A 20,609-nucleotide genomic window follows, 5' to 3' on the forward strand; every position below is an offset into this window, starting at 1 on the left:
GGGTGGGGAAAGATGGCGGAGCCATCGATCCACCAGGGTAGGGGCTCCGCGCCGCCCGGGCGGACCTGCGAATTCTTCGGCCCGCGTAGGACGCCGCGCCGCGGCCGGCAGCTACCGGCCGTGGCCGCCAAGCTTCGCCCGGCACCCATGCGTTTCGCGCTGCCGGGCATGGCGCGCTTGGCCGACGCCGAAGCTGCGGTGCATCCGTCCACCGGCGCTTCGCGCCCGCATCGCCATGGCCCGTTCCATCACCGCCTCCATCGCGGCCCCCGTGCCGCCCCGGCCCGATGCCGCGGACCGCATGCCCGCGCCCGGGGACGAACCGCCCGCGCAACGGCTGCGAGGGCCTGCGGGCGGCTCCGGGCCGCCGGCGCGGACGATGGTGACGGCGACGGCGACGGCGCCTCATCCGCTGCCGCCGCGGGCCGAGGGGCCGGCCCTCCCGATGACGGCCGCGCGCGCCCTGCTCTGGCGACAGGCGCAGGGCGCCGTCCTGCTGGACAACACGGCCGAGCTGCGGCGCATGGGCTGCGATCCCGTTGCGCAGCTGCTGCGGCGCGCGCCCCCGCCGCGCCGGCCGCAAGCCGAGGGCCCCGGCGCGCTGTGGCTCCCGATGGCGTTGCCCGTGCCGCCGGCCCCGCAGCCCGCCCTGCCACCCGGCGACCCGGTGGCGGCGCGGCGGGGGCAGGTGCTCGACTGGCTGGGGCGGCTGCGGGACGTGGCCGCCAGCGTGCATGCCGAAGGCGCGAGCCCCGACGACGAGCCCGACGCGTTCCGCAAGCTCGACAAGCTGGCGATGCCGGCGATCGTGGCGGCGCTCAATGCGGAGGATCCGGGGCTGCGCTTCGTGTACGCCCACGTCGGCCTGCCCGGCGACCCGTGCGGGCCGCCCGGCAACGAGGGCTTCGGCTCCCGGGAGTGGACGCGGTTCCTCGCCGCCGCGGGCCCCGGGCGGTGGCGCGTCGTGCTGGACAACATGACCCACAACCTTGCGCTGGATGTGCATCTCGAAGGATCGCCGGGCCAGTCCGGGCGCCGCGGCTCCGTCGTGCACCTGAACCCTTGCATGCCTCACGGCGCAGACCCGCTCATCACCGCCGCCGAAATGGCCAGCCAGCTGCGCCTGCCGCAGGACTGGCCGCTGCTGATCGCCGACATGCCCGCCCAGAAGAGCCTGCGGTCGTGCAGGATCTTCGCGCTGTCGATGGCGGCCAAGTGCCATCGGGACGCGTCACTCGACACCCTGCATGCGCTGCGTCTGGCGGGAGGCCCGCTGCCCTTCGGGACGATGCCGGTGGAGGCCGAACTGCTGTGGCCGGCGGAAGATCTCGACGGCTCCGACGACGACGGCAGCGAAGGCGGCGACGCCTTGCCGACGGACGGGCAGGGGGCGCCGCCGCCGGCAGCGCAGGGGCTGCTCGCCCACTACGTCGAAACGGCGGCGGACGCATTCGGGCCCGCCTACATGAAACACGCCCAGTCGCGCGCGGCGGTGCTGGCGTACCTCGCGCGGCGTCCGGAGGAGGGCGGCGCCCCGGTGAACCGCAAGGGCCAGACGCTGCTGGAGCGGCACGATGCCCACCGGGTGGCCCGGTGGCCGCAGCAGTCCGGCGGCCGCCAGTCCGGACCGATGCTCCAGAGCGCTTCCATCGAGCTCAAGCGCATTGCCTTCCTCGACAAGGCGATCCGGCACGCCGCGGGGTGCGCCCCGGAGGACATCCGCGCGCTCTACGCGCACATGGGTGCCGTGGACAGCCGCTGGCGCGACTGGTACCTGCGCTGAGCGCGGCCCGCTGCCTGCGCTTCGATGCCTGCGCTGCCGCCCCGGCGCGGCTCAGTGGCCCGCCGCGCCGGGGGCCGGCGCCTCCGGCGCGCTGCGCAGGCGGCTCGGTGCCAGCGCGCCCGCCGAGTCGAGGATCGGATAGGCGATGGAGCAGATGTGCGAGTTGATGCGCTTCAGGTCGCTGATCAGGTCGATGTGCAGCGAGCTGGTCTCCATGCTCTGCACGGTCTTGTCGGACAGGCGGCCCAGGTGGGTGGCCGCATAGGCGCGCTCCAGGTCGCGGAAGCGCGTCTTCTCCTCCAGCAGCCGCTGCGCATCTCGCACATTGCCGTTGAGGAACACGCTCATCCCCAGGCGCAGGTTGCTCACCAGCCGGCCGTGCAGCTCGGTGATCTCGGCCATGCCCGCGTCGGAGAAACGCCGGCCCTTGCGGATCTTCTTGTCCTCGATGTCGGTGAGCACCCGCTCGATGATGTCGGCCACCTGCTCCATGTTGATGGTGAAGCTGATGATGTCGGTCCAGCGCCGGCTCTCTTCCTCCCCGAGCGCCTCGCGGGAGATCTGCGTGAGGTAGTACTTGATGGACGAATAGAGCCCGTCCACCTCGTCGTCCATCTTGCGCAGCTGCTGGGCGAGCTGCTGGTCGTCCTTGCGGATCACGTCCAGCACGCCGAGCAGCATCGTCTCCACCACGTCGGCCTGGTAGAGCGCCTCGCGCGCCGCGCAGGACATCGCCAGCGACGGCGTGGAGAGCGCCGACGGATCGAGGTGGTGCGGCCGGCGGCTGGGCGGCCCCTCGGGCGGCGGCAGCAGCCGCGCGACGGCCTTGGCCACCCACTGCGTGAAGGCGATGAAGCCCAGGCTGATGACCACGTTGAAGGCCAGATGGAAGAGCACCACGCCCTGTGCCGTGCCCGGCATGTGCGGATGCACGTAGCGCAGCCACAGCCCGGTGAAGGGCGCCACGAGCACCACGCCCATGAGCTTGAAGACGAGGTTGCCCACGGTCACCTGCCGCACCTCCACCGCCGACTTGGCGGTGGTGAGCACGGCGAGCAGGCCGCTGCCCAGGTTGGCCCCCAGCACCAGGCCGAGCGCCACGTCCAGCGGCACCACGCTGGAGGCCGCCATCGCCGCGATCAGCAGCACGATCGCCAGGCTCGAATAGGCCAGGATGGCCAGCAGCGCGCCCATGAACACTTCCATCACGAGATCGCTGTTGAGCGAACCCAGCATGGCGCGGATGATGGGCGAGGCCAGCATCGGCCCGCTGGCCTGCACCACCATCTCGAGCGCGAGCAGCATCAGGCCCAGGCCGATGAGCACGCGGCCCACGCGCCCGGCCGTGCTGGCCTGCCGCGTGATGAAGAGCACCACGCCCACGAAGATGAACAGCGGCGACAGCCACGAGAGGTCGGTGGAGAACAGCACCGACATGAGCGCGGTGCCGATGTCCGCCCCGCGCATCACCGCCAGCGCGGCGGGCAGCGTGATGAGGCCCTGGCCCACGAAGGACGAGGTCATCAGCGAGGTGGCCGTGCTCGACTGCACCAGCGCCGTGACCCCGATGCCCGACAGCGCCGCCGAGAAGCGGTTGCCCATGCTGCGCGCCAGCAGGGTGCGCAGGTTGGCGCCGAACACGCGCAGCACCCCGGTACGCACGAGGTGCGTACCCCAGACCAGCAGGGCCACGGCGGCCAGCAGATTCAACAGGTGCTTCATGGAAAGAGGAGATCGGTGCTCCGCCGGAGAACGGCCGCGCTGCGCGCCGTGCAAAGTTCCGGGGGGATGACAGCATACTCCTGAATCCATAGCAATCGGCGAGCAACCGCGGCCCGGGCCCGGTCACTCGCGACGGCTTTTCGCCTGCCGGAGCGCGGCTTCGCGGCCGCGGGCCGGCGGGTGCCGCCGGGTTCCTACGCTGGGCCTCCGATGCACGAAAGATGGAAAGGCGGAGTCGCCATGGTCGTTCAACGCAACCCGGGGCTGCAACTGCAGGCGGCCCGGCCCCCGGCCGGCGCCGGCGCTGCAGACGCTCCGGCGGTACGCTCGTCGGCCCCGCGGCCCGGTACGGCCGTGGAACTCGCCACGCGTGCCGGGGGCACGCCGCCTCCCGGGGCGCCAAGGCCCACGCAGGGGAACATGCACGCTGCGGCGCCGTTGCCACCACAGGGGCCCCGGTCCGATGCGCCGCTGCGCGGCCGGACCGCGGAGGCCGGCATGCACCGACCGGCGGGCGCGGCGGCGCCGGCCGCGGCAAGAGGTCTGGGCGTGGCGTACTTCGACCGCGCGGCGCTGGCGCTCACCAGCATGCAGCACGAGCCGAAACATTGCGCGAGGCCCGCCGGCACGACGGATTCCGCGCACCGCGCCGCCCTGCAGGCCCGGATCGCGCGGCTGCAGAAGATGCTGACCGTCCGCGAGGCGGCGCTGCAGACCCAGGCGGATCTCCGGGTGCGGCTCGCAGCGCTGGACGGCCGCGCGGACCCGGTCCGCTACGCTTCGTGGGCCAGGGCCGTGGCACTGGATCTGAGCGCGGTATTCCAGGAATCGCAGGATGCGCTACACGCCATGCAGTCGGCCGGGAGCGGTACGGAGGACGATTCGGACATCGACGAGGACGCGTTCGTGGATGCGCCCACGGAGCTGCCTGAAGGGGCCGACTCCGACCCGGAGGAGACGGTGCCCGCGGAGCGGCCCCACGCCGATGCGCCGCCACCACGCGCCTCCGCGGACCATCGGCCGCCGCGCCCCACCCGGTCTCTGGATGCGGAAGGGATCGTGCTGGGCTTCCAGCCCGACGGCTCGCAGACGCACCAGGCCAATGGACTGGCGCTGCAAAGGAAGATGGCCCGGCTGAAGGCGCTCCAGGCCGAGCGCGCCGGCTTCAGCGAGGCCGATGCGGCCCGGATCGACCGGGCCCTGCGCGACCTGCAGGGCCGCATGAAGGAGCTGCGCGAATACCTGGCCGAAAAAGGCATTCCCGAGTCGCTGTTCTTCCGCGAGCCCATGCCCCGGGAGGCCATCATCGCCGCGCGCGAACGCCGCCGTCGCGACGAGCAGGAAGCGCTGGACGCCGGCTACCACCCCTTCTGACGCCTGCCCGCGTCCACCGGCGGCCCGCCGGGGACGTGGCCGGCGGCGCCGCGCGAACGGCTCAGGACCCGCGACGCACCCGCAGCAGCTCGTCGATGATCAGGCAGGCCGCGCCCACCGTGATCGCCGAGTCCGCCAGGTTGAAGGCCGGGAAGTGCCAGCCGCGCGCGTGGAAGTCGAGAAAATCCACCACGTAGCCGTGCATCATCCGGTCCACCACGTTGCCGATGGCGCCGCCCAGGATGCTGGAGAGCGCGAAGCAGAAGAGCTTCTGCCCCGGGTGCGCACGCAATTGCCAGACGATGAAGAGCGCCGCCGCCACGCCGATGCCGGTGAACACCCAGCGCTGCCAGCCGCCCGCGTCCGCCAGGAACGAGAACGCCGCGCCGGTGTTGTGCGCCCGCACGATGTTGAAGAAGCTGGTGACGTAGGTCGCATCGCCCAGGCGGTAGTAGCCCAGGATCAGCGTCTTGGTGAACTGGTCGGCCACCAGGAGCAGCAGCGCCCAGGCCAGCCAGGGCCAGAGCGCGCCGCCGCCCGCCGCCGTGTTGCCGCGGGCCGCCATCACGCGTGCTCCCGGTGCTCGCCGGCACCGAACAAGTTGCTGGTGCAGCGGCCGCACAGCGTCGGGTGCGCCGCATCGTGGCCCACGTCGGCGCGGTAGTGCCAGCAGCGCTCGCACTTGGCGTCGGTGCTGGGCCGCGCCGCGATGCCCACGGCGTCGCCCGAAGCCAGCTCGATCGCGGACGTGATGAAGACGAACTTCAGGTCATCGCCCAGGCTCGCGAGCAGCGCATGGTCCTCCGGCGGCACGGTGAGCGTCACCACCGCCTGCAGCGACGCGCCCACCTGGCCGGCCGCGCGCAGCGTCTCGATCTCCTTGTTCACCGCATCGCGCAGCGCGCGGATGCGCGACCACTTGGCGACCAGCGCCCCCTCGGCGCGCGGCAGGTCGGAATACGTCTCCAGGAAGATGCTCTCGGAGCTGCCGAACACCTTCCAGGCCTCTTCCGCCGTGAACGACAGGAAGGGCGCCATCCAGCGCAGCATCGCGTGCGTGACGTGCCAGAGCGCCGTCTGCGCGCTGCGGCGCGCGAGGCTCTTGGGGGCCGTGGTGTAGAGCCGGTCCTTCAGCACGTCGAGGTAGAAGCCGCCCAGGTCTTCGGAGCAGTAGAGCTGCAGCTTCGAGACCACCGGGTGGAACTCGTAGACCTGGTAGTGCGCCAGCACCTCGGCCTGGAACTCCGCGGCGCGGGTGAGCGCGTAGCGGTCGATCTCCAGCATCTGCTCGAACGGCACGGCGTCCGCGGCCGGATCGAAGTCGCTCACGTTGGCCAGCAGGAAGCGCAGCGTGTTGCGGATGCGGCGGTAGGCATCCACCACGCGCGCGAGGATCTTGTCGTCGCCCGCGATGTCGCCCGAATAGTCGCTCGCCGCCACCCACAGGCGGATGATCTCGGCGCCCAGCTTCTTGTTGATCTCCTGCGGATCGATGCCGTTGCCAAGCGACTTGCTCATCTTGCGGCCCTGGCTGTCCACGGTGAAGCCGTGCGTGAGCAGGCCCTTGTAGGGCGCGCGGTCGTACAGCGCGCAGGCCAGCAGCAGCGACGAATGGAACCAGCCGCGGTGCTGGTCGTGGCCTTCCAGGTACAGGTCGGCCTCGGGGCCGCTGTCGTGGTGCACGCCGGGGTGCGTTCCGCGCAGCACGTGGAAGAAGGTGGAGCCCGAGTCGAACCACACCTCCAGGATGTCGGTGCTCTTGGAGTAGTGGGGCGCGTCCTCGGCGCCGAGGATGTCTTCCACCGTCACGCGGCTCCAGGCCTCGATGCCGCCGGCCTCGACGATGCCGGCCGCCTGGTCGAGGATCTCCATCGTGCGCGGATGCAGCTCGCCCGAATCCTTGTGCAGGAAGAACGGGATCGGCACGCCCCAGCTGCGCTGGCGCGAGATGCACCAGTCGGGCCGGTTGGCGATCATGTCGTGCAGGCGCGCCTTGCCGTTCTCCGGGTAGAAGCTGGTGTGCTCGATGGCTTCCAGCGCCGTCTGGCGCAGCGTCTTGGGCGCCTTGTCCTTGGTGAACACGCCTTCGCCTTCGTCCATGCGGATGAACCACTGGGCGGCGGCGCGGTAGATCACGGGCGTCTTGTGGCGCCAGCAGTGCGGGTAGCTGTGGACGATGTCCTTGGTCGCCATCAGGCGGCCGGCAGCGCGCAGCGCCTCGATGACGACGGGCACGGCCTTCCAGATGTGCTGGCCGCCGAAGAGCGGGAAGTCGGCCGCGTAGGTGCCGTTGCCCTGCACCGGGTTGAGGATCTCGTCCAGCGCCATGCCGTTGGCGCGGCAGGAGTTGAAATCCTCCAGGCCGTAGGCGGGCGAGGAGTGCACGATGCCGGTGCCGTCGTCGGCCGTGGCGTAGTCGGCGAGGAACACCGGCGCGAGGCGGCGGTAGCCGAAGCTGCCGTCCTCGCTCGCCACGTCGTACAGCGGATGCTCGAACTCCAGCCCGCCGAGCGCCTGGCCGGGTGCGGTGGCGAGCACGCGGCCTTCCAGCCCGTACCGCTGCAGGCACGACTCGACCAGCGGCTCGGCCAGCACGAGCAGGCCGCGCTCGGTCTCGACCAGCGCGAAGCGGATCTCCGGGTTCAGGTTCAGCGCCTGGTTGGCGGGGAGGGTCCAGGCCGTGGTGGTCCAGATCACGATGAAGGCGTCGCGCGCCAGGGCCGGCAGGCCGAAGGCGGCAGCCAGCGCCTGCGGGTCGTGCGCCTTGAAGGCCACGTCCAGCGTGGTGCTCTTCTTGTCCTGGTACTCGATCTCGAACTCGGCGAGCGACGAGCCACAGTCGAAGCACCAGTACACGGGCTTGAGGCCGCGGTACACGAAGCCGCGTTCGATCACGCGCTTGAACGCGCGCAGCTCGCCGGCCTCGTTGGCGAAGTTCATCGTCTTGTAGGGGTTGTCCCATTCGCCGAGCACGCCCAGGCGCTGGAAGTCGCCCAGCTGCTGCGCGATCTGCTCGGTGGCGAAAGCACGGCTCTTCGCCTGCATGTCGTCGCGCGACAGGCTGCGCCCGTACTTTTTCTCGATGGCGTTCTCGATCGGCAGGCCGTGGCAGTCCCAGCCCGGCACGTAGAGCGCGTCGAAGCCTTCCAGCTGGCGCGCCTTGGTGATCATGTCCTTGAGGATCTTGTTCACCGCGTGGCCCATGTGGATCTGGCCGTTGGCGTAGGGCGGGCCGTCGTGCAGGATGAACTTCGGGGCGCCGCAGCGGGCGTCGCGCAGCTTCTTGTAGATGCCCTTCTCGTCCCACTCCTTCACCCAGCCCGGCTCGCGCTTGGGCAGGTCGCCGCGCATCGGGAAGGGGGTGTCGGGCAGGTTCAGCGTGGCGCGGTAATCGGTGCCGGGGCTGGCGTCGGGGGCGGAATGCGTGGTGTCGGACATGGCTGGGCAGGGTGTGCCTGGCTGCCGGCGGATGCCGGGGCCGCCAGGGCGGAACGGAGCGGATGGACGGAAGAGGGGAGGCTGCGCCGCAGGGCGCGGCACGGGTGCGAAGGTGCGGCGGATGCGGGCCCGGCAGGTGCGCGGCCCGCGCCGGCGTCAAATTCGGTCGCGCGTGGTCTGGCGGCGGGTTTCCGTGTAGCTGGCCGCCGGAGTGGACGCGAAATACGCCCGCGCGTCCTCGCAATCCCGGGCGATGCCGGCGGTGAGGGCGTCGAGGCTGTCGTACTTCAGCTCGTCGTGCAGTTTGTGCAGGAGTTCCACGCGCACGATTTTACCGTAGGCCTCTTCCGTGCCCAGGTGGCTGGGCCACTCCAGGCAGTGGGTCTCCAGTAGCACGCGGCCGCCGTTGGCATCCTGCGGATCGAGCGAGGGGCGCACGCCCAGGTTGGCGACGCCGGGCAGGGGGTGCTCCGAGAGGCCGTGCACCCGCACCACAAAGATGCCGGAGGCCGCGGGCTTCCAGTGGGCGAACCGGAGGTTCAGCGTGCGGAAGCCGTCGGCGGCGCCCTCCGCGCTCGCGCCCAGCGCACGGCCGAGCTTGCGCCCGTGCACCACGTGGCCGCTGATCGCATAGGGCCGGCCCAGCAGCGCGGCGGCGGCCTCGATGTCGCCACGGGCCAGCGCCTCGCGCACGGCCGAGCTGGAGACGCGCAGGCCATGCACTTCGTAGCTGTTCATGCGCGCCACGTCGAAGCCGCGCTCGCGCCCGGCGGCGTCCAGCATCGCGTAGTCGCCCGCGCGCTGCGCGCCGAAGCGGAAGTCATCGCCCACCAGCACATAGCGCGCGCCCAGCCCGTGCACCAGCACGTCGTCGATGAAGGCCTGGGGCGGCTGTCGCGCCAGCCGCTCGTTGAAGGGCAGAACGACTGCCTGCTGCACGCCGCAGCGCTGCAGTTCCTCCAACTTGTCGCGCAGCGTTCCGATGCGCGCCGGCGCCAGCTCGGGCCGCCGCAGGGCGCTGGCGAAATAGTCGCGCGGATGCGGCTCGAACGTGAGCACGCAGCTCTCCACGCCGCGGTGCGCGGCTTCGCTGGCGAGCAGCGCCAGCATGGCCTGGTGGCCGCGGTGCACACCGTCGAAATTGCCGATGGTGACCGCGCAGGCTGGGGCGATGCCGGGGTGGTGGAGGCCTCGGAAGATCTTCATCGGAATGCTATGTTTTTGATAGCGTGCCACGCAGGTGCGCCAAGCGCTGGCCGCCAATTCGTCATGATTTGGGAGTATATTGTGCGGCACGGGCCCCCGCGGGCGGCCCGCGAGACATCAGCGTTCCGAATCTTGTCGTGTTGCAAGGAGGGTGTTGTGAAGGTCTTGAAGCTGTCGGCCCAGGGGCTGCCGCAATCGTGGATTTCGCTCGAACAGGCGGTCACGCACTATGCCGCGGGCGAGGTGCGCTGGGAATCCGGCGGGCCGATCGCGGTGTTCCGCGGCGGGCACAACGCGCTCACGGGCGAGCAGTCGGTGATCGAGGTCAACAGCATCATCGGCACCAAGGGCGTTCCCGGCATCAACCCCTTCGGCCTGCGGCCCGCGCTCACCAACGCCAAGCTGTTCGCCCGCGACCGCAACGTCTGCGCCTACTGCGGCGGCCACTTCCACGAGGAAGACCTCACGCGCGAACACATCGTGCCCTTCGCGCGCAACGGCGAGGACCACTGGATGAACGTGGTCACCGCCTGCCGCGCCTGCAACCACAGGAAGGGCCCGCGCACGCCCGAGCAGGCCCACATGCCGCTGCTCTACACCCCCTACGTGCCCAGCCTGTGGGAAGACTTCATCCTGCGCAACCGGCGCATCCTGGCCGACCAGATGGAGTTCCTCATGGCGCACGTGCCGAAATCCTCCCGGCTGCTGAGCTGATCCGCTGGCGCCCGAAGGGGCCCATCCGTGCCGCCCGGCGGCGCGGTTCCGCCACGCGGGCGGTGCGCGCACGGTGGCATGCTCAGGGCATTCCCGCTTCCGCGGCGGCCGTGGCCGCCGCCATAATCGCCGGCCGCCCCTGCGGCGCGCCGCCCTTCGGCGGCGGCCCGGCCTGCCGGGCCCGCTTCCGTTCCTGTTCCCGTTTCCTCGCCTTTCCGTTCCCTCTTTCCTTTTCACCGGACACCGAACCCATGCGCCACGCCGCCGATTCCGCCTTCGCTCCCTCCGTGCCTTCCGCGTCCCTGTCGGCGGCCGGAACCCTGCGCCGCCACGGCCTGGCCACCGTCGCCGCGGCCGCCGTCGCCGCCATCGCCGGCCTGGCCGCGGGTGCCGCCCAGGCCCAGCAGGGCAAGGAAGTGAAGCTGGGCTATGCCCTGGCCGTCAATTCGCACTACGGCGCGGCCGCGCAGGCCTGGGCCGACACGGTGGAGAAGGGCACGAACGGCGCCTTCAAGTTCAAGCAGTTCCCCTCCAGCGCGCTCGGCGGCGAACGCGAACTGATCGAGGGCCTGCAGCTCGGCACGGTGGAGGCGGTGATCGTCTCCACGGGCGCCCTGAGCAACTTCGTGCCCGACGTCGGCGTGGTGGACATCCCCTTCCTGTTCCGCGACACCGCCCATGCCCGCGGCGTGCTCGACGGCGCCTTCGGCCAGGAGCTGCTGGGCAAGTTCCAGAAGCGCGGCCTGATCGCGCTGGCCTGGGGCGAGCAGGGCTTCCGCCACCTCACCAACAACAAGCATCCGGTGAAGACGCCGGCCGATCTCAAGGGCCTGAAGATCCGCGTGACCGAGAACCCGGTCCACATCACCGCCTTCCGCACGCTCGGCGCCTCGCCCACGCCGATGTCCTGGCCCGAGGTGATCGGCGCGCTGCAGCAGGGCACGATCGACGGGCAGGAGAACCCCATGTCGGTGATCGTCTCGGCCAAGCTGCCGCAGGTGCAGAAGTACCTCTCGCTCACCGGCCACGTGTACGCCCCGATGGCGCTCATCGTCTCGCCCAACTTCTGGGGCAGCCTGAACGACGCGCAGAAGGCCGCCTTCACGCAGGGTGCCAAGGCCGGCGCACAGGCTTCCCGCAAGTTCGTGGACGACGTCGAGCAGAAGGGCCTGGCCGAGGTCAAGGCCGCCGGCATGCAGGTGGAGGAGTCGGTGGACAAGGCCGCCTTCCAGAAGGCCCTGGAGCCCGCCTACAAGCAGTACGCCGCCAAGTTCGGCCAGAAGACGCTCGACCAGATCACCAGCGCCAAGTAAGCCGCGCGGTGCGCAGGGCGGCGCCAGCCCGCCGCCGTGCGCGCCGCCCGGGCGGTGCCCGCTGCCGCGGCCGCACCGCTTCCGTGCAATGCCCCGAACGGCCCGGGGCGGCCATGCGCCGTCCGGCCGGATTCCTTTCCCTTCCTCTGTTCCGCTTCCAACGCCCATGCTCCGACGCTTCGAGCGCGCCCTCGTGGCCTGCAACCGCTGGCTCCTCATCCTCCTGCTGCTGGCCATGGCCTGCATCGTCTTCGCCAACGTGGTGCTGCGCTACACCACCGGCGATTCCATCGTCTGGGCCGAGGAGGTGGCGCGCCACCTGATGATCTGGGGCACCTTCCTGGGCGCGGGGCTGGTGCTGCGCTTCGGCGGCCACGTGGCGATCGACAACCTGCACCACATCGCCGGCGAGCGCGGCGCGCGGGCCCTTCGGGCCTTCATCGTGGTGGCGCTGGGCGTGTTCTTCCTCGCGATGGCCTGGTTCTCGGTGCAGTACGTCTGGGCCACGCGCTTCCAGACCACGCCGGCCACCGACATCCCGTTCGCATGGATCTACGCCGCCATGCCCGCAGGCTTCCTGCTGCTCTTCGTGCACCTGCTCTTCATGGCGCGCGGCTACGTGCTGGGCGGGCGCTATGTCGAATCCGACGAGATGGACGCCGAATCGGCGGCCTCGCTGTGACGGCCCGCGCACGCACAAGGAACTGACGCCATGGCACTCACCCTTTTCGTTTCCGCCATCGTGCTGATGGCGCTGGGTTTCCCGGTCGCCTTCGCGCTCGCGATGTCGGCCTCCATCGCCGTCTTCGTCGGCGGCCGCTATCCGCAGCTGATCGTCTTCAAGGAGATGTTCACGGGCATCGACAGCTTCCCGCTGATGGCCGTGCCCTTCTTCATCCTCGCGGCCGAGATCATGTCCGGCGGCGCGCTCACCGTGGTGCTGCTGCGCTTCGCGGCACAGTTCGTCGGGCACCTGCGCGGCGGCCTCGGCCATGCCAACATCCTCTCGCTCACGCTGTTCTCCGGCATCTCCGGCTCGGCCCTGGCCGACGCGGCCGGCCCGGGCTCGATGATGGTGAAGATGATGGACAAGGCCGGCTACTCGCGCGCCTATGCGGCCGCGCTCACGGCCAGCACCGCCATCGTCGGGCCGATCATCCCGCCCTCGATCATCATGATCATCTACGCGCTGCAGGACGAGCAGGTCTCGGTGGGCGGGCTCTTCATCGCGGGCTTCGCACCGGGCCTTCTCATCGCGCTGGCGATGGCGATCGTCAACTGGCGCGTGTGCGTGCAGCGCGACTACCGCTCGCGCGAGCCGCGCCCCACGGGCCGCGAGATGCTCTCCAACAGCATCCGCGCCATCCCCGCGCTGATGCTGGTGGTGCTGATCCTGGTCGGCATCCGCTTCGGCATCTTCACGCCCACCGAAGCCTCGGTGGTGGCGGTGTTCTACGCGCTGGTGTGCGGCAAGTGGATCTACCGCACGCTGGAGTGGAAGGCGCTGCCGCACATCGCGGCGCGCTCGGCGCTGCTCACGGCCTCGGTGCTGCTGGTGGTGGCGGCCTCGGCCGCGTTCGCCTGGGTGCTCACCATCGAAGGCATTCCGCAGCAGCTCGCGCAGACCATCGTCGGCTGGGACCTGTCGCCCGTCACCTTCCTCATCGCGGTGAACATCCTGCTGCTGCTCTTCGGCATCTTCATGGAGCCGCTGCCCGGCGTGATGATCCTGGTGCCCATCCTCGCGCCGATCGCGAGCGCCCTGGGCATCGACCCGATCCACTTCGCGATGGTGGTGATCGTCAACCTGACGCTCGGCATGATCACGCCGCCCGTGGGCGGGCTGCTGTTCGTCACCTCCGTGGCCACCAAGGTGCCGCTTGCAGCCCTCACGCGCGAGCTGCCGCCGTTCCTCGTGGCGCACCTGATCGTGCTGGCGCTGCTGACCTTCGTGCCGGCCATCTCCACCTGGCTGCCGCACGCGTTGGGGTTCTGAGCGGGCAGTGGTGCTGGCTGCAGTGCCTGCGTGAACAGGCATTGCACGGCCGAGTGTTGTTTGTTTCGATAAGAGTGTATTAATTTATTACATTTGCTGGCAGCATGCCTGATCTGCACGGATGAGTTGCAGTTTACGGAGATCTTCATGCCGCTCAAGCCGTCCCCCACCCTGGCGCAGAAACTGACTGCGCTCGTGGCCTTCTTCCTGGTGTTGCTGCTGCTCGTGGGGGGCACGGGGCTGCTGCAGCTACGCTCCGTAAGCGCTGCGCAGCGCGAGATGTACACCGACACCGTGGTCCCGTTGCGCAAGGTCGTGGATGGGGGCCGGCAGGCAGCGGTGCATTTCCGGCGCATGTACCCCTTCATCCTCAAGACGGATCCGAAATCCCGCGAGGAGACACTTGCGCTCAACCAGCAGTCGGAGCAATCCGTGCTCGATGCCATCGGCCTGCTGCAGCAGCCGGATTCCAGCGCCGCACTGCACGCGACCGGGCAGAAACTGGCGGACACCTGGGACCGCTACAAGGCGTCCGTGGCGAAGCTGCAGGCCGCCGCCCAGGCTGGCGATGCCGAAGCGGCGATGGCCGAGCTGAACACCTCCACCGACCGCCTGCACGTGGAAGTTCGCAACCTGCTGCTGGAGGCCGGAAAACTGCAGGAGCAGGAAGCGCGGAGCGAGACGGAGCGCGTGGCGGCCTCCGTCGACCGCACGTTCCTGGCAGTGTCTGCCCTGATCGTGGCGGGGACCGCGCTCGGGGTGGCGCTCGGCTGGTGGATGATCCGCTCGGTGCTGCGCCAGCTCGGTGGCGATCCCGCGCAGGCGACCGCGATCGCACGGCAGATCGCCGGCGGCGACCTGCGCGACACGTTCTCGGCCCGCGCGGGCGACACCTCCAGCCTGGTCCACCATCTGGCGGCCATGCGGATGCAGCTGGCGCAGGTGATCGGGCAGGTGCGGCAGTCCGCCGACGCGGTGTCCCAGGCTTCGGTGGAGATCTCCGCAGGTACGAACGATCTGTCGGCCCGCACCGAGCAGCAGGCGGCTGCGCTGGAGGAGACGTCGGCATCGATGGAGCACCTGGGCTCCACCTCGCGCCAGAACGCAGACAGCGCCCGCCAGGCCAACCAGCTGGCCCTGAATGCCAGCCAGGTGGCGGTGCAGGGAGGCGAGGTCGTGGCCGCGGTGGTGCAGACCATGCAGGGCATCAACGAATCCAGCCGCAAGATCGCGGACATCATCGGCGTGATCGATTCCATCGCGTTCCAGACCAACATCCTGGCGCTCAACGCGGCGGTGGAGGCGGCGCGCGCCGGCGAGCAGGGCCGGGGTTTCGCCGTGGTGGCCAGCGAGGTGCGCCTGCTGGCCCAGCGCAGCGCCCAGGCCGCGCGCGAGATCAAGGACCTGATCGGTGCCAGTGTCGAGCGCGTGGGCGAGGGATCGCAACTGGTGGACAAGGCCGGCACCACCATGGCGGAGGTGGTCTCCGCGATCCAGCGCGTGACCGACCTGATGAGCGAGATCAGCGCCGCGAGCAGCGCCCAGAGCGATGGCGTGGCGCAGGTCGGCGAGGCGGTTACCGTGATGGACCAGGGCACCCAGCAGAACGCCGCCCTGGTGGAAGAAAGCGCCGCCGCGGCCCGGTCCATGCAGCAGCAGGCTGCCCAGCTGGTGTGGGCGGTGGACGTGTTCCGGACCTGAGCGGCCCGGCCGCTCTCTTTCCCTTACTTGCGCGCGCTGACGAGGAAGCCCTGCACGGGCTGGTCGCCTTCGTAGCGCAAGACGAGGTCTTCGATCTCGACGGAGGTGAAGCCCGCCTCGCGGCACACCGCCATGGCGTGGCTGCGCTTGTGGGCGTAGCGGCCGCTGGCCTGCAGCACGAGGTCGGGGCCGTCCTCGGGCGCGGCTTCGCAGGAGAAGAGGAAGTCGCCGTGCGGCACGATCAACCGGAAGGCGTCGGGCACGGTGTCCGTGAGATCGCCCGCATAGATGAAGACGTCCAGCGCCGCCACCACCTCGTAAGTGGAGTCGGGGGTGTCGCGCAGCGCGTCCAGCAGGTTCGCGTTGTGGAAGCGGTCGTACACGTTGTGGCGCGCCGCCTGCTCGATCATCTTCATGGAAATGTCCACGCCGATGAGGAAGCCGTCGAGGCGGCCCAGGCACACGCCCAGCAGCCCGGTGCCGCAGCCCAGGTCCAGCACGTTGAGATGCTTGTCGGGATAGCGCGCGAGGATCTTCTCCGCGGCGATCTTCGGCAGCTTGTACTTGAGGCCGGCGACCATGTGCTGGTCGTAGAGGCTCGCGAGGCTGTCGAACATCGCGCGGTGCAGTTCCGGCGGCTGGTGCTGCGGCGTGACGCCGTGGGCGATGGCGGTGTAGTAGGCCACCACCGAATCGCCGGGCGCGAGTTCCATCAGCGCCGTGGTGTCGGCCACGGCCTGCGCCGGCTTGCCGGCGGCGATGCAGGCCTTCACACGGCCGAGGCGGGACTCCGCATCCTGCGGGTTCTCGCCGATGAGCGCCCCCCAGGTCTCCAGCGCCTCGCCATGGTTGCCCTGGTCACCCAGGTCGCGCGCGAGCAGGCGGCGCAGCTGCACGTCGCCCGGCACCAGCACCAGGCCCCGGCGCAGGTGGCGAATGGCCATGTCGAGGTGGCCCGCGCGGTGGGCGATGTCCACCACGCCTGCGAGCACCACGAGATCGTTCGGATGGGCCAGGGCCAGCTTCTCGGCCAGTTCGACGGCCTCGCGCAGCTGGTTCTGGCGTGCATGCAGCAGGGCGAACTCGAGCTGCCCGGGTGCCCAGTCGGGTGCCAGGGTCACGGCGCGGCGCAGTCCGTCGAAGGCCTTCGGGATGTTGCCCGCCTTTTCGGCCATGAGGCCCGCGAGCATGAACACCCGCGGATCGTTCGGCATCGTCCGCTGCGCCTGGTTCAGCGTGAGCGCGGCCTGCTGCAGTTCGCCGCGCGAGATCAGCTCGCGCGCCGTTTCGAGGTGTTGGCGGTTCGGGTCGGTGGGGGTTGCAGTGGCGCTCATGTCTCGTGCTGAAAATAGAGAGCCGGGCACGGGGCCCGGCTGCAGGGAATCACGGGATTATCCCGGATTCGCCCGCTGCGCCACGGCCGGCTTCAACGCAGGCCCGACAGTTCGCGGCCGGCGAGGTCCACCAGCACGCCGTCGTCGTTCGAAAGTTCCCAGAACATCACGCCGCGCAGGCCCCCGAGCTTCACCAGAAGGGTCTTGTCGCGCACGCTCTCGGGGCCGTCCAGCGTCCAGAAGGTGGTGCCGTCGAAGAGCCACGCGGAGCGGGACCACGCGTCCCAGTGGCGCGTGTATCCCTGCTTTCTGGTGAGGTTGCGGTAATCCTCGAAGCTGCTCTCGTAGGTGCCCGGGGCCGGGCCCGTCGACATCTGGTAGAGGCCGTCGTTCGCCGCCGGCAACCCGGTCCAGCCGCGCGAATAGAGCGGAATGCCCAGCACGAGCTGGGACGCCGGAACGCCCGCCTTCAGATAGCGTTCGACGGTTTCCACCACGGTCAGCCCCTCGGCGCGGTCCGGATCGCGCGGGCTGGGCAGCAGCGCCGCATGGAAATTGGCGCGCAGCTCCAGCGAGTTGTGCATGTCGTAGGTCATGAGGTTGATGAAGTCCACCGTGCGGGCGATGGCCGGCAGCTCGAGCTTGCTGCTGGCATCCTTCGGGGCCGGCGCCGCGACGGTCAGGCGCAGCGACGGGTCGATGGCATCGAGCTGGCGGCGGAACTCCTGCAGCAGCAGCGTGAAGTTCCGGGTGTCCTCCGGCCGCACGATGTTGCCGGGCGCGCCTTCGGCGGCGACGAATTCCCAGTCCAGGTCGATGCCCGAGAACAAGCCGGCGGCAGGGCCGTCGCCGTCGCCCGTCTGCGCGGGATCGGTGCGGCCGCGGATGAAGAGGTCGATGCACGACTTGACCATCGTGCGGCGCGATGCCTCGGTCAGGGCCGCGTCGGAGAACCACTTGGAGCCGTTCCAGCCGCCCAGCGAGACCACCAGCCGCAGGTCCGGGTGACTGCGCTTGAGCACGCGCAGCTGCTGGAAGTTGCCGCGCAGCGGCTGGCTCTCGTCCACCGCGACGCCGTCGACGCTCTCCTGCGCCGTCCAGGGGCGCTCCACGTCGGCCCAGGCGTCGCCGAGCTGGCAGCCGATCGCGCCGGTGCCGTCCGCATTAGCGGGCTGCACGTTGCCGAAGGCGTAGTTGATGGTCGTGAGCCACTGCAGGGCAGGCTGCGCGGCGAGGTCTTTGACCGTGTAGCCGCGGTCGTACATGCCCCAGGAAGTGAAGTAGGCCACGACCTCGCGGGCGGGCGAGGCCGGCGCGGCCTGGCGGCCCAGCGCCTGCGGAAGGGAGGGGTGTGCGAAGGCGGAGGCCGCGGAGAGCAGGGCGGCGGATAGCAGCCAGGTCAGGCCCGGCGTGCGGTGAGGGAAACGCATGTGCGAAGCTCCTTGTGGGGGGAGTTCGCACTCTGCGGGCCACGGCCGAGCCGGTCAATGCAGCACCATGCATGCAATGGTGCGGGTGGCGCTTTGGTTTGCGTGCCTTCAGGCGAAAACGCCCGCCGTATCCTGCATGCGCGCCGACACCTCGCCCAGGTGGTGCAGCGTATCGCCCCAGGTCATTTCCAGCTGCGTGAGCTTCTTGAAGTAGTGGCTGCCGATGTACTCGTCGGTCACGCCGATGCCGCCGTGCAGCTGCACCGATTGCTGGCCCACGAAGCGCATCGACTGGCCCAGCTGCACCTTGGCGCGTGCGAGCGCGCGTCGGCGCTCGTCGGCCGGCGCGCCGAGCTTCAGGCTGGCGTAGTAGCTCATCGAGCGCGCCAGCTCCAGCTGCATCTTCATGTCGGCCACGCGGTGGCGCAGCGCCTGGAAACTCGCGATCGGCACGCCGAACTGCTTGCGCTGGTTCATGTAGTCCACGGTGAGCGCGACGGTCTGGTCCATCACGCCCACCGCCTCGGCGCAGGCCGCGGCGATGCCGATGTCCACCGCCAGCTCCAGCGCCGCGAGCCCGTCTTCCGCGACCAGCGTGGCCGGCGCGCCATCGAACTGAACCTCCGCCGCGCGGCTGCCGTCCTGCGTCACGTAGCCGCGCGTGGCCACGCCCCGCGCGCCGCGCTCGACGAGGAAGAGGGCCATTCGGCCCTGGTGCTGCGCCGGCACCAGGAAGGCATCGGCCTGGTCGCCCGCGGGCACGAGGCTCTTCGTGCCCGACACCGCGATGCCGTCGCCCGCGCCGGTGGCCTGGGCTTCGCACACGTCCAGCCGGTAGCGCGCCTTGCGCTCCTGGTGCGCCAGCACCACCAGCGCCTCGCCGCTCGCGATGCGCGGCAGCCACGCGGCCTGCACGGCTTCCGGCGCGCACTGCGACAGCACGCCGCTCGCCACGAAGGTCTGCGCCAGCGGCTCCAGCACGATGCCGCGGCCCAGTTCCTCCATGGCCACCATCGCGTCCACCGCGCCCTGGCCCAGCCCGTCGTGCGCCTCCGGCACCGTCAGCGCCGTCAGGCCCAGTTCCGCCAATTCGCCATACGCCGCCCGGTCGAAACCGCCCGCCGCAACGATGCCGCGGCGCCGCTCGAACGCATAGCCCTTGTCCACCCAGCGCCGCACCGCATCGCGCAAAGATTGCTGGTCATCGGAAAAATCAAAATCCATGCTCGTCTCCTAAAGCTGATTCGTGGCAGGGCATTCGTGCCACCCCCTCAAAGATCAGCGAAGCTCATACTGGAACCCCCTCGCGGAGGGGGCCCGGGGGAGCCGTGCGTCATCGCACCAGCGAAACATCGTCGCTCCCCCGGAAGAAAAATCAGCCCAGCACCGTCTGGGCGACGATGTTTCGCTGGACTTCGTTGCTCCCCCCGTAGATCGTGGTCTTGCGGAGGTTGAAGTAGGTCGAGGCCAGCGGCGCGTTCGCCACGGTGCCGCCCGGGTAGCCGCCCAGCGCGCCCATCGCCGCATCGCCCTGCCAGCCGGCCTCCATGGCCTCTTCGATGAAGGGCAGGGAATACGGGCCGGCGGCGAGCATCATGAGTTCGGCATAGCGCTGCTGGATCTCGCTGCCCTTGATCTTCAGCAGGCCGGCGATGTCCAGCGAGTTCTTGCCCGATTTCTCGGCCGACAGCACGCGCAGCACCAGCATCTCCAGCGCCACGATGTCCACTTCGAGCAGCGCGATCTGGTCGCGGAAACGCAGGTCGTCCCACACGCCTTCGGTCTTGGCGATGCGCTTCAAGCGCTCCAGCTCGCGCTTGCTGCGGTTCACGTCGGCGATGTTGGTGCGCTCGTGGGAGAGCAGGTGCTTGGCGTAGGTCCAGCCCTTGTTCTCCTCTCCGATCAGGTTCTCGGCCGGCACTTCGACGTTGTCGAAGAACACCTCGTTGACCTCGCACTCGCCGTCCAGCAGCTTGATCGGCCGCACGGTGACGCCGGGCGACTTCATGTCCAGCAGCAGGAAGCTGATGCCGGTCTGCGGCTTGCCCTCCGTGCTGGTGCGCACGAGGTTGAACATCCAGTCGCCGTACTGGCCGAGCGTGGTCCAGGTCTTCTGGCCGTTGACGATGTACTTGTCGCCGCGTCGCTCGGCGCGCGTCTTGAGGCTGGCCAGGTCGGAGCCCGAGCCGGGCTCGCTGTAGCCCTGGCTCCACCAGACCTCGCCGCTCGCGATGCCCGGCAGGAAGCGCTGCTGCTGTTCGGGCGAGCCGAAGGCCATGATGACCGGCGCCACCATCACCGGGCCGAACGGCACGATGCGCGGCGCGCCGGCCAGCGCGCACTCCTCCTCGAACAGGTGCTTCTGCACGGCGGTCCAGCCGGGGCCGCCGAACTGCTTGGGCCAGCCGAAGCCCAGCCAGCCCTTCTTGCCGAGGATCTTCGCCCAGCCCTGCAGGTCGTCGCGCGTCAGGCGCAGGGCATTGTGCACCTTGTGCGCGGTCTCGGCCGGCAGGTGTTCGCGGACCCACGCGCGAATCTCTTCGCGGAAGGCCTGTTCTTCGGGGGTGAAAGCAAGGTCCATGCGGTGTCTCCGTGTGA

Annotated in this window: 15 protein-coding genes; 7 read left to right on the forward strand and 8 right to left on the reverse strand. The window is 70.0% G+C overall.

The annotated features are described in order from the left end of the window. Positions 1-235: 235 nt before the first annotated feature. Positions 236-1,783: a YopJ family acetyltransferase gene (locus tag Q9R47_RS16995; RefSeq protein ID WP_311234367.1), complete on the forward strand. Its 1,548-nt coding sequence runs from the start codon at positions 236-238 to the stop codon at positions 1,781-1,783. 51 nt (positions 1,784-1,834) lie between these two features. On the opposite strand, the gene Q9R47_RS17000 is transcribed toward Q9R47_RS16995, so the two are convergent. Next, positions 1,835-3,505 carry a Na/Pi cotransporter family protein gene (locus Q9R47_RS17000; RefSeq protein ID WP_311234368.1) on the reverse strand — a complete coding sequence of 557 codons (1,671 nt, stop codon included), beginning with the start codon at positions 3,503-3,505 and terminating at the stop codon, positions 1,835-1,837. Positions 3,506-4,003: 498 nt separating this feature from the next. Between Q9R47_RS17000 and Q9R47_RS17005 the strand changes: the two genes are divergently transcribed. Continuing rightward, positions 4,004-4,879 carry a hypothetical protein gene (locus Q9R47_RS17005; protein ID WP_311234369.1) on the forward strand — a complete coding sequence of 292 codons (876 nt, stop codon included), beginning with the start codon at positions 4,004-4,006 and terminating at the stop codon, positions 4,877-4,879. A 61-nt stretch (positions 4,880-4,940) separates the two neighbouring features. On the opposite strand, the gene lspA is transcribed toward Q9R47_RS17005, so the two are convergent. The 3 genes from lspA to Q9R47_RS17020 form a co-directional block, all read right to left on the reverse strand. Then, a complete protein-coding gene (lspA, locus tag Q9R47_RS17010) occupies positions 4,941-5,444 on the reverse strand; it encodes a signal peptidase II (RefSeq protein ID WP_311234436.1) in 504 nt (167 codons plus the stop codon). Continuing rightward, entirely contained in the window at positions 5,444-8,317 is a 2,874-nt protein-coding gene (gene ileS / locus Q9R47_RS17015; RefSeq protein WP_311234370.1) for an isoleucine--tRNA ligase, read from the reverse strand. The genes lspA and ileS overlap by 1 nt, the downstream gene beginning before the upstream one ends. A gap of 156 nt (positions 8,318-8,473) precedes the next feature. Then, a complete protein-coding gene (locus Q9R47_RS17020) occupies positions 8,474-9,523 on the reverse strand; it encodes a bifunctional riboflavin kinase/FAD synthetase (protein WP_311234371.1) in 1,050 nt (349 codons plus the stop codon). Between the two features lie 156 nt (positions 9,524-9,679). Here Q9R47_RS17020 and Q9R47_RS17025 point away from each other — a divergent pair, with 156 nt between their 5' ends. From Q9R47_RS17025 to Q9R47_RS17045, 5 genes are all read left to right on the forward strand, one after another. Then, positions 9,680-10,237: an HNH endonuclease gene (locus Q9R47_RS17025; protein ID WP_311234372.1), complete on the forward strand. Its 558-nt coding sequence runs from the start codon at positions 9,680-9,682 to the stop codon at positions 10,235-10,237. Between the two features lie 320 nt (positions 10,238-10,557). Then, complete coding sequence (locus tag Q9R47_RS17030) at positions 10,558-11,550, forward strand: TRAP transporter substrate-binding protein (protein WP_404977166.1); 993 nt, start codon at positions 10,558-10,560, stop codon at positions 11,548-11,550. Between the two features lie 166 nt (positions 11,551-11,716). Then, on the forward strand, positions 11,717-12,232 hold the full coding sequence (locus tag Q9R47_RS17035) for a TRAP transporter small permease (protein ID WP_311234374.1): 516 nt from the start codon (positions 11,717-11,719) through the stop codon (positions 12,230-12,232). Positions 12,233-12,262: 30 nt separating this feature from the next. Continuing rightward, positions 12,263-13,546, forward strand: coding sequence for a TRAP transporter large permease (locus Q9R47_RS17040; RefSeq protein WP_311234375.1), 1,284 nt, complete (start codon positions 12,263-12,265; stop codon positions 13,544-13,546). 147 nt (positions 13,547-13,693) lie between these two features. Next, the gene (locus tag Q9R47_RS17045; RefSeq protein WP_311234376.1) at positions 13,694-15,247 is read left to right on the forward strand and encodes a methyl-accepting chemotaxis protein; all 1,554 of its coding nucleotides are present in this window, start codon (positions 13,694-13,696) and stop codon (positions 15,245-15,247) included. Between the two features lie 23 nt (positions 15,248-15,270). On the opposite strand, the gene Q9R47_RS17050 is transcribed toward Q9R47_RS17045, so the two are convergent. From Q9R47_RS17050 to Q9R47_RS17065, 4 genes are all read right to left on the reverse strand, one after another. Beyond that, positions 15,271-16,581, reverse strand: coding sequence for a tetratricopeptide repeat protein (locus Q9R47_RS17050; protein ID WP_311234377.1), 1,311 nt, complete (start codon positions 16,579-16,581; stop codon positions 15,271-15,273). A 92-nt stretch (positions 16,582-16,673) separates the two neighbouring features. Beyond that, the gene (locus Q9R47_RS17055; protein WP_311234378.1) at positions 16,674-18,011 is read right to left on the reverse strand and encodes a glycoside hydrolase family 18 protein; all 1,338 of its coding nucleotides are present in this window, start codon (positions 18,009-18,011) and stop codon (positions 16,674-16,676) included. A gap of 108 nt (positions 18,012-18,119) precedes the next feature. After that, positions 18,120-19,235: an acyl-CoA dehydrogenase family protein gene (locus Q9R47_RS17060; protein ID WP_311234379.1), complete on the reverse strand. Its 1,116-nt coding sequence runs from the start codon at positions 19,233-19,235 to the stop codon at positions 18,120-18,122. Positions 19,236-19,386: 151 nt separating this feature from the next. After that, positions 19,387-20,592 (reverse strand): acyl-CoA dehydrogenase family protein, encoded by a 1,206-nt coding sequence (locus tag Q9R47_RS17065; protein ID WP_311234380.1) that lies wholly within the window; start codon positions 20,590-20,592, stop codon positions 19,387-19,389. Between the last annotated feature and the right edge of the window lie 17 nt (positions 20,593-20,609).

Origin of the sequence: Acidovorax sp. PRC11 (genome assembly GCF_031844105.1) — a bacterium.
Classification (GTDB): domain Bacteria; phylum Pseudomonadota; class Gammaproteobacteria; order Burkholderiales; family Burkholderiaceae_C; genus Paracidovorax.

What these genes read in the sequence shown, in the direction of transcription:
- Q9R47_RS17000 (WP_311234368.1), bottom strand. Translation starts at nt 3,505, where the DNA reads ATGAAGCACCTGTTGAATCTGCTGGCCGCCGTGGCCCTGCTGGTCTGG.
- Q9R47_RS17035 (WP_311234374.1), top strand. Translation starts at nt 11,717, where the DNA reads ATGCTCCGACGCTTCGAGCGCGCCCTCGTGGCCTGCAACCGCTGGCTC.
- ileS (WP_311234370.1), bottom strand. Translation starts at nt 8,317, where the DNA reads ATGTCCGACACCACGCATTCCGCCCCCGACGCCAGCCCCGGCACCGAT.
- Q9R47_RS17060 (WP_311234379.1), bottom strand. Translation starts at nt 19,235, where the DNA reads ATGGATTTTGATTTTTCCGATGACCAGCAATCTTTGCGCGATGCGGTG.
- Q9R47_RS17050 (WP_311234377.1), bottom strand. Translation starts at nt 16,581, where the DNA reads ATGAGCGCCACTGCAACCCCCACCGACCCGAACCGCCAACACCTCGAA.
- Q9R47_RS17005 (WP_311234369.1), top strand. Translation starts at nt 4,004, where the DNA reads ATGCACCGACCGGCGGGCGCGGCGGCGCCGGCCGCGGCAAGAGGTCTG.
- Q9R47_RS17040 (WP_311234375.1), top strand. Translation starts at nt 12,263, where the DNA reads ATGGCACTCACCCTTTTCGTTTCCGCCATCGTGCTGATGGCGCTGGGT.
- Q9R47_RS17055 (WP_311234378.1), bottom strand. Translation starts at nt 18,011, where the DNA reads ATGCGTTTCCCTCACCGCACGCCGGGCCTGACCTGGCTGCTATCCGCC.
- Q9R47_RS17020 (WP_311234371.1), bottom strand. Translation starts at nt 9,523, where the DNA reads ATGAAGATCTTCCGAGGCCTCCACCACCCCGGCATCGCCCCAGCCTGC.
- Q9R47_RS17045 (WP_311234376.1), top strand. Translation starts at nt 13,694, where the DNA reads ATGCCGCTCAAGCCGTCCCCCACCCTGGCGCAGAAACTGACTGCGCTC.
- lspA (WP_311234436.1), bottom strand. Translation starts at nt 5,444, where the DNA reads ATGGCGGCCCGCGGCAACACGGCGGCGGGCGGCGGCGCGCTCTGGCCC.
- Q9R47_RS16995 (WP_311234367.1), top strand. Translation starts at nt 236, where the DNA reads ATGGCCCGTTCCATCACCGCCTCCATCGCGGCCCCCGTGCCGCCCCGG.
- Q9R47_RS17065 (WP_311234380.1), bottom strand. Translation starts at nt 20,592, where the DNA reads ATGGACCTTGCTTTCACCCCCGAAGAACAGGCCTTCCGCGAAGAGATT.